Origin of the sequence: Thalassolituus sp. UBA6592, from assembly GCF_002433655.1 — a bacterium.
Taxonomy (GTDB): Bacteria; Pseudomonadota; Gammaproteobacteria; order Pseudomonadales; family Oceanobacteraceae; genus Venatoribacter.
Genome location: NZ_DJIO01000086.1, coordinates 1 through 7,225, shown reverse-complemented (window position 1 = coordinate 7,225; position 7,225 = coordinate 1). Strand labels below are relative to the sequence as shown.

General features: G+C 52.6%; 7 protein-coding genes. 3 read left to right on the top strand and 4 right to left on the bottom strand.

Annotated features, from left to right (window positions below; genetic code table 11):
• Both B2Z72_RS08635 and B2Z72_RS08630 read left to right on the top strand, forming a co-directional pair.
• The coding region (locus tag B2Z72_RS08635; protein ID WP_297004569.1) for an efflux RND transporter permease subunit at nt 1–1,605 on the top strand (1,605 nt) is incomplete at its 5' end.
• Nucleotides 1,606–1,742: 137 nt separating this feature from the next.
• Nucleotides 1,743–2,321, top strand: a complete 579-nt coding sequence (locus tag B2Z72_RS08630) for a chalcone isomerase family protein (protein WP_296982049.1) — start codon at nt 1,743–1,745, stop codon at nt 2,319–2,321.
• Between the two features lie 169 nt (nt 2,322–2,490).
• Here B2Z72_RS08630 and B2Z72_RS08625 read toward each other — a convergent pair whose 3' ends face one another.
• From B2Z72_RS08625 to B2Z72_RS08615, 3 genes are all read right to left on the bottom strand, one after another.
• A complete protein-coding gene (locus B2Z72_RS08625; protein ID WP_296982047.1) occupies nt 2,491–2,934 on the bottom strand; it encodes a DUF4124 domain-containing protein in 444 nt (147 codons plus the stop codon).
• An 81-nt stretch (nt 2,935–3,015) separates the two neighbouring features.
• A complete protein-coding gene (recJ, locus tag B2Z72_RS08620; protein WP_296982045.1) occupies nt 3,016–4,725 on the bottom strand; it encodes a single-stranded-DNA-specific exonuclease RecJ in 1,710 nt (569 codons plus the stop codon).
• A 47-nt stretch (nt 4,726–4,772) separates the two neighbouring features.
• A complete protein-coding gene (locus B2Z72_RS08615; protein ID WP_296982043.1) occupies nt 4,773–5,657 on the bottom strand; it encodes a DNA ligase in 885 nt (294 codons plus the stop codon).
• Between the two features lie 182 nt (nt 5,658–5,839).
• Between B2Z72_RS08615 and B2Z72_RS08610 the strand changes: the two genes are divergently transcribed.
• Nucleotides 5,840–6,247 (top strand): 2-amino-4-hydroxy-6-hydroxymethyldihydropteridine diphosphokinase, encoded by a 408-nt coding sequence (locus tag B2Z72_RS08610; protein WP_296982041.1) that lies wholly within the window; start codon nt 5,840–5,842, stop codon nt 6,245–6,247.
• On the opposite strand, the gene B2Z72_RS08605 is transcribed toward B2Z72_RS08610, so the two are convergent.
• Nucleotides 6,229–6,942: an SDR family oxidoreductase gene (locus tag B2Z72_RS08605; protein ID WP_296982039.1), complete on the bottom strand. Its 714-nt coding sequence runs from the start codon at nt 6,940–6,942 to the stop codon at nt 6,229–6,231. The genes B2Z72_RS08610 and B2Z72_RS08605 overlap by 19 nt on opposite strands.
• Between the last annotated feature and the right edge of the window lie 283 nt (nt 6,943–7,225).

Sequence of the window (7,225 nt, the reverse complement as noted above, 5' to 3'; positions counted from 1 at the left end):
GGCTTCTTTGGCTGGTTTAACCGCTTCTTTAATAAAGCGACTAACGGCTACGTCGGCGCCGTGGGCGGAACCGTAAGCCGTCCAATCCGCATGATGCTGGTATATGTTGCTGTACTGGTTGTTCTGGCTGTGCTTTACATGCGTCTGCCAACCTCCTTCCTGCCGGAAGAAGATCAGGGCGTGCTGATTACGCTGGTGCAGCTGCCGGAAACAGCCACCATGGAACGTACCCAGGAAGTGATGGAAAAAATGCAGAACCACTTCCGTAATGATCCGGGCGTGGAAGCTATCTTTACTATCTCCGGTTTCAGCTTTGCCGGTATGGGCCAGAACATGGGTCTGTCGTTCGTAAAACTCAAACACTGGGATGAGCGGACCACGCCGGATGTTTCGGTACAGGCCATTATTGGCCGCGCCTATGGTGCACTGTCGCAGATTAAAGAAGCGACTATCTACACCATCAACCCACCCCCGATTCCGGAACTGGGTGTAGCGTCTGGTTTCAACCTTCAACTGCAGGACCGTAACAACCAGGGTCACCAGGCACTGATGCAGGCCCGGGGCATGATGATCGGCATGGCTTACAGTGATGAGTTCAAAGGAGTCCTGTCTCAGGTACGCCCTAACGGCATGCCGGATGCGCCTATTTTCCGCATCGACATCGACTTCGAGAAAGTGCGCTCACTGGGTCTGAACATTGCTGACGTAAACAACACGCTGAGCACCGCCTGGGGTGGTACCTACGTTAACGACTTTGTCGACCGCGGCCGTGTGAAACGTGTATACGTTCAGGCTGATGCACCAGCACGTATGCTGCCGGAAGACCTTGAGAAGTGGTATGTACGTAACAACCAGGGTGAGATGGTTCCGTTTACCGCCTTCGCTTCTACCCACTGGGACTTCGGTTCGCCACAGCTGGAGCGTTATAACGGCGTACCATCCGTGAACATTCAGGGTGCTGCAGCGCCAGGGGCAAGTACCGGTGATGCCATGGCCGCGATGGAAACCATCGCTTCCCGTCTGCCACCAGGCTTCGGTATCGAGTGGACCGGCCTGTCTTATCAGGAACGCCAGTCCGGCTCGCAGGCACCTATCCTGTACGCTATTTCGCTGCTGGTTGTGTTCCTCTGTCTGGCTGCTCTGTATGAAAGCTGGTCAGTACCGTTCGCGGTTATTCTGGTGGTGCCACTGGGTATCATGGGCGCATTGGTTGCAGCAACGGGCCGTGGGCTGAGTAACGACGTGTACTTCCAGGTTGGTCTGCTGACCACCATCGGTCTGTCGGCGAAGAACGCGATTCTGATCGTTGAATTTGCCATGGCCCTGGTTCAGCAGGGTAAAGGACTGGTTGAGGCGACTCTGGAAGCTGCGCGTATGCGTCTGCGTCCGATCATCATGACCTCGCTGGCCTTTATTCTGGGTGTAACACCTCTTGCCCTGAGTACAGGTGCAGGTGCCATGAGCCGTCAGGCCATTGGTACCGGGGTAATCGGTGGTATGTTGGCAGCAACGTTCCTGGCGATTTTCTTCGTGCCGCTGTTCTACATACTGGTGATGAAACTCACCTGGATGATCCGGGGAAAACCCGCCAACCAGTCTGAGTAAATGACCTGAAAAACCCGGCAATTGCCGGGTTTTTTCTTAATGGGTCATTTTTTCCTGCTAATGCTTGCATTACTGCCCCGCTCCACACTAACCTTGCGCGACTATTATCCAAAACAACAATAAATGGTAATAAGTCTATGAAGCGCTTCTCCGTGCTGATCCTTCTGATCGCAATGCCCTTTTTTGCCCATGCCGTGACCATCAAAGGCATCGACATCCCTGAAATCATTCCTGCCAACAAAGACAACCCGGAAATGAACATGCGTGGCGCCGCCATCCGTAAAGTTTATGGGTTTGTTGAAAGCTATGTTGGCGTGCTTTATGTCGCTGATTCAGGTCTCGACGATGAACAGATTGTCGACGCCGATATCGCCCGGCGCATGACGTTCTATGTCACCTCATCACGCGTAAGTGCCCGACGTTTTACCAACGCCATCCACGACGGGTTATCCATCAATATCAGCAAACAGGAAATGGCCGAGCTGGATGACAGCCTGCAACAGCTGACGAATCTGTTTGATCATAAATTTGTGGAAGGCACCGTGGGCTATATTGAATGGGTTCCGGAGATGCAGGAAACCCGCATTGCCATCGACGGCCAGGTGCGCGGCGCTGTGAAAGGTAAAAAACTGAACGATGCCCTGCTTAAAATCTGGATTGGCGATCACCCGGTGAGTGAGCGTTTTAAACAGCAGGTATTGGGTCACGAAGACTGAATACAGGCTTACACACTGCCAGTCACCAGTGCCGGTCTTCGTATTGAGAGCGTTAACGTTCTGAGCGCATTAAATTATTCAGAGCTTCAAATTGCTTAGAGCATTAGTGGAGCTGCCGCAATTAAACCGCGCAGCTCTCTACAATAGCTGCCTTCAATAACAGTAGCGCTTAATAACAGTAGCGCTTAATGCGATCTTTATAACGATCACGCTGTTGGCGCTGCTTCATCAGTTCCTGCAATGACCCAGCACGCTTTTCGATCAGATTGTAACGACGATAATTATCACGTGCTTCACGGCACTGACGCTGTTTTTTATCCGCAGCGGCCTGCTGCTTTTCTTTCTGCAGACGACGCTCACGGCGTTCCGCCTTGCTTTGCTGCTCGACAGCACGATAATCAGTGCCATTACCCTGATAATTTTTATGCTGAGCCTCAAAGGTGTTATCTGGGGTCAGGCTGTTTTCATCAATCTGATCAACAGTCCCGACAGAATCATTAACCACCGGAGGTTTATCGCCAAAGTGCACCTGTCCTTTCTCATCCGTCCAGCGGTAAACTTCCGCCTGACTTACGCCGGTAAACACTAACAACAGCAGAATTCCTTTCCGCATCCCTGTTCTCCTTTGAAAAATTCACCGCTGTTTTCGTTAATAAATCCGATGGCGCAAAATCTGATAAAAACGGCTGTACGCTTATAAAAGCTGCAGGGTTTTGACCATCAACTGCACGGACTGACGACCACGGTACTCATTCACATCCAGCTGAAAAACCGCTTCCACCTGATCCGCCTGATGATTGGGCCAGCTTTTTACATCGATATTGAACCAGATGGCGTCCAGCACCATATTGCTGCCGTCCGGCTGCAACACCAGCTTCAGATGACGCTCGCCAACAATGCGCTGCTGCACAATACGAAAAACCCCGCTGAATACAGGTTCCGGGAACTGCTGACCCCACGGGCCACTCCACTTCAGCTGCTGCGCCAGCTCCAGCGAATAATCCGCAGTATCCAGTGAGCCATCGGTTTCAATCTGCTCCTGCAGACTGGCTTCATCGAGATGCCGGCGGCAGACCCGATCAAACTGACGGGCAAATTCAGCGAAACCAGAAGCCTCAATGGTCATGCCGGCAGCCATCGCATGACCGCCGAATTTTTTAATTAAACCCGGTACTGCTTTGTCCACCTCATCGAGGGCATCACGCATGTGCAGCCCGGGAATAGAGCGTGCAGAACCTTTTAATAACCCATCATCGCCAGCCGCCATAGCAATCACCGGACGGTGGACTTTTTCTTTGATACGCGACGCCAGAATACCAATCACGCCCTGATGCCAATCCGCCTGATACAGACACACGCCCACCGGCAAAGCCTGTTGTTCGTCGAACTGACTGAGAAATTTCAGCGCTTCTTCCTGCATTCCCTGCTCGATGGTGCGCCGGTCACGATTCATCTCATCCAGGGTACGGGCAAGATTCAGCGCCCGTACCGGATCATCGGTCAACAGACATTCAATGCCCAGCGACATATCGTCCAATCGTCCGGCGGCATTCAGGCGCGGCCCTACCGCAAAACCAAAATCTGCGGACACAATCCTTGAAGCTTCGCGCCCGGCAACCTGCAATAAAGCGAATATGCCAGCACAGGCAGCACCGGCACGGATACGGCGTAGCCCCTGCTCCACCAGAATGCGGTTGTTATGATCCAGCGGCACAACATCGGCGACCGTTGCCAGCGCCACCAGATCCAGCAGACGCCCCATATTCGGTGCTGGCTCTGCCAGCAAACCACGCTCTTTCATAGTTGCGCGCAGCGCCAGCATCAGATAAAAAACCACGGTACAGCCACAGGCCGCCTTGGAAGGAAAAGGACAACCGGGCTGATTGGGATTCACGATCGCGGCAGCATCCGGCAATGTATCGCCGGGCAGATGGTGATCTGTAACCAGCACCGGAATTCCGGCCGCCGCCGCTGCTTTAACACCCTCAACAGAAGCGATGCCGTTATCCACGGTCATAATCAGATCGGGCTTCATGGTAATCGCGACTTCGACCAGTTCCGGCGACAGGCCGTAGCCAAAATCAAAGCGATTAGGTACCAGGTACTGAACATCTGCAGCTCCCAGCATGCTCAGCGCACGAATCGCCAATGCGGTACTGGTCGCGCCATCAACGTCAAAATCACCCACCACCAGCAGGCGCCTGCCTTCAGTGACAACCGGAATCAGTAACTCCACAGCGTCAGCTATGCCTTTCATCTGCTGATAAGGAATCAATGCGCCCAAACCCAGTTCCAGATCGCCTGCTGAGGTAACGCCCCGGGCGGCATAAATACGCTGCAACAAAGGTGGCAGGCCGGGTAAATTCCATTCAGATGGCAGCGAGCGACGGGTAATGGCAGGCATAGTTTTCCTGTGCGGGCGATAAAAACGATATGCTACCACGGCGGGCGTTACTCCTCAGGCCGAATACGCAGAAAACGGGCAAAGCGTGGCAAGCCTCCGCTGGTCAGGCCGTTATAGGCAAAGGTAATACGGCTGCCCAGTAAGGGTGGAGCTGTGCGTTCAGCATCGGACAGACCACTGCCAATACGGAACTCCCGTCCATCATCCATGCGCACGAGCAAAGCTCCGGTTAACCCCAGATATTTGCCCTCGCCCGGCACGTAACCGATTACAGTTGCCTCATCGTCTTCAGCGATTTTTACCTTTAACAGATCATCGCTCCGCCCCGCCTGATACAAAGAATCTGCGCGTTTCAGCATCAGGCCTTCGCCACCGGCTTCTGTAACCTGCTGCAGCCGAATCTGAAGTTGCTCTTCGCTTTCTGCCGGCGTTTGTTCCGCCAGCATCAGAACGCTGTGGTCACGCTTTTCCAGCAAAGATTTCATCTGTTGAAAGCGTTTATAAAACGGTGCATCACTGGCCGGCAGATCAAACACCACGTAACGAATGTTGCGCCAATCGCTGTCATCTGGCTGTGAGCGGCGAATAACCCCGGACAGCCAGCTGAACTGAGAGCGGCCCGACCACAATTCACCATCCAATTTCTGATCCGGCATCTCTGCTGTGAACCATTCCGGTGTGTTAACAACACGTCCTGACCGGGTCAAAAATTCATGCCCATTCCAATAAGCGCGTACACCATCGAATTTTTCACTGATCAGGTAACCGTTAACCGCCATTCCCTTGCGATAAGACCGGGCAAGCATTAATGCCGGCGGGCTGTATTTTGTACTGCTGGCGATTGCAACGATATCCGCAACAGACTGAGCACAAACAGAATATGAAGCGGTTAATAAAATAACGGCAAGAAAAAACGCGGAAACTAAATCCATAAGATTTCCTCCATGAAATCTGCTTTTGGGCAATAAAGCGCGGGGCAGGAATATTGGCAACCCCGTCGATTTAATTTCAGACTTTAAGACGATGAGACTTGACTAAATGCGGCCTGAACGGAATCCTAAGAGCAGTTCAGCCAGATATTTTCTTAATTTTTATACGGTTTTTCAGGGATTTTATGCAGGGCTATTCACGTTACTATCTGTTGGGACTCGGCAGTAATATTTCACCTGAGATTCACATCCCATCCGCACGGGAAGAATTGTCGACGCTTGGCCGGGTATTACGCGTATCGCCAGCGATTGAAACAACCACAGTCGGTGACACTTTTACCGGAACATTCACCAACCAGCTGGTTGTTCTGGCCAGCGACTTTAACGAAAACGAATTAAAAGAAAATCTGCTGGCGATCGAATCCCGCCATGGCCGGGAAGCGAAAACCCCGGCACGAAAAGTCAAAGACCGCACCATAGATATTGATATTCTCAGCGCCGGCGCCACCAGCAGTGACTGCCTGAGCGCCAGTCTGGAAGAAAGCTACTATCAGGAAGTGCAACAGTACTGGCGTCAGGAAGAAAACGTCTGATCGTAACGGTTGGCAACAAAACGCCCACCGTCGACTCGCATCACCGTACCACTGACCGCAGGCGCGGACAGCAGGTAATCACAGGCCTGTGTAATTGCTTCATAACCCAACTCCCTGCCGATCAATGACTGCGACAACACCATCTCCCGGTAGGCCTCATCATGCTCAGGCAGAAACTGAATTGGCCCAGGCTGAATCACGTTAACCCGCACCTTTCCCGCCAGCCGCTGCGCCATGCTTAATGACCAGTTCTGCAAACCGGCCTTGGACGCACAATAGGCGGAGAAGCGCTGATTAGGAATATCAGCATAGATGTCGCTGATGCTGATCATGGCGGCATTCTCTGCCCATTGTCCGGCAACCGCTTGCGTAATCTGCGCTGGTGCCGCGACATGCACGCGCCAGTGCTGATCAAAATGCGCTACCAGGTCTTCTGCTGCCCTGTCCGGAACAAAACAGGAAGCGTTATGAATAAGTGCATCCAACGGACCGATTTCCGCCAGCGCTGCACACAGACCGCCAACCGATGCCGGGTCCGCCAGATCCGCCTGAATAACCGTCAGCGCATCGTGCTCAGCCAGCTCACAAGCACTATTGTAATGGGCGATCACTTTCCAGCCCTGAGCAAGATAGTGCTCAGCCAGTAACTTCCCCAGACGACGACCCGCACCAGTAATCAGAATTTGCTTTGCCATAAATACTCCGTTTGCTGCCGACAACCCTATCCTCCATGGCAGCTTTTGTCATCTCCGTGTTAAAAACCGGGAGCAATTGAAAGATAACGGTATAAATACCTGAACAGCAGAAGGAGATATCAATGACAGCTGAAAGGAAAATCCACAGACAGAGCGGACAGGTTTAAAGACACCGGGGCCAGATGATCAGGAATTCAGGAATGGTAAAAAGACAGGAAAAATAGAAAAGACAGCACCATCCTGCGCAGGAACCCCGATTTCAGACACAAAAAAGCCGACTCAA

Bases quoted from the DNA above. Each gene is read 5' to 3' on its own strand.
- B2Z72_RS08630 (WP_296982049.1), top strand. From the start codon at position 1,743: ATGAAGCGCTTCTCCGTGCTGATCCTTCTGATCGCAATGCCCTTTTTT.
- B2Z72_RS08625 (WP_296982047.1), bottom strand. From the start codon at position 2,934: ATGCGGAAAGGAATTCTGCTGTTGTTAGTGTTTACCGGCGTAAGTCAG.
- recJ (WP_296982045.1), bottom strand. From the start codon at position 4,725: ATGCCTGCCATTACCCGTCGCTCGCTGCCATCTGAATGGAATTTACCC.
- B2Z72_RS08615 (WP_296982043.1), bottom strand. From the start codon at position 5,657: ATGGATTTAGTTTCCGCGTTTTTTCTTGCCGTTATTTTATTAACCGCT.
- B2Z72_RS08610 (WP_296982041.1), top strand. From the start codon at position 5,840: ATGCAGGGCTATTCACGTTACTATCTGTTGGGACTCGGCAGTAATATT.
- B2Z72_RS08605 (WP_296982039.1), bottom strand. From the start codon at position 6,942: ATGGCAAAGCAAATTCTGATTACTGGTGCGGGTCGTCGTCTGGGGAAG.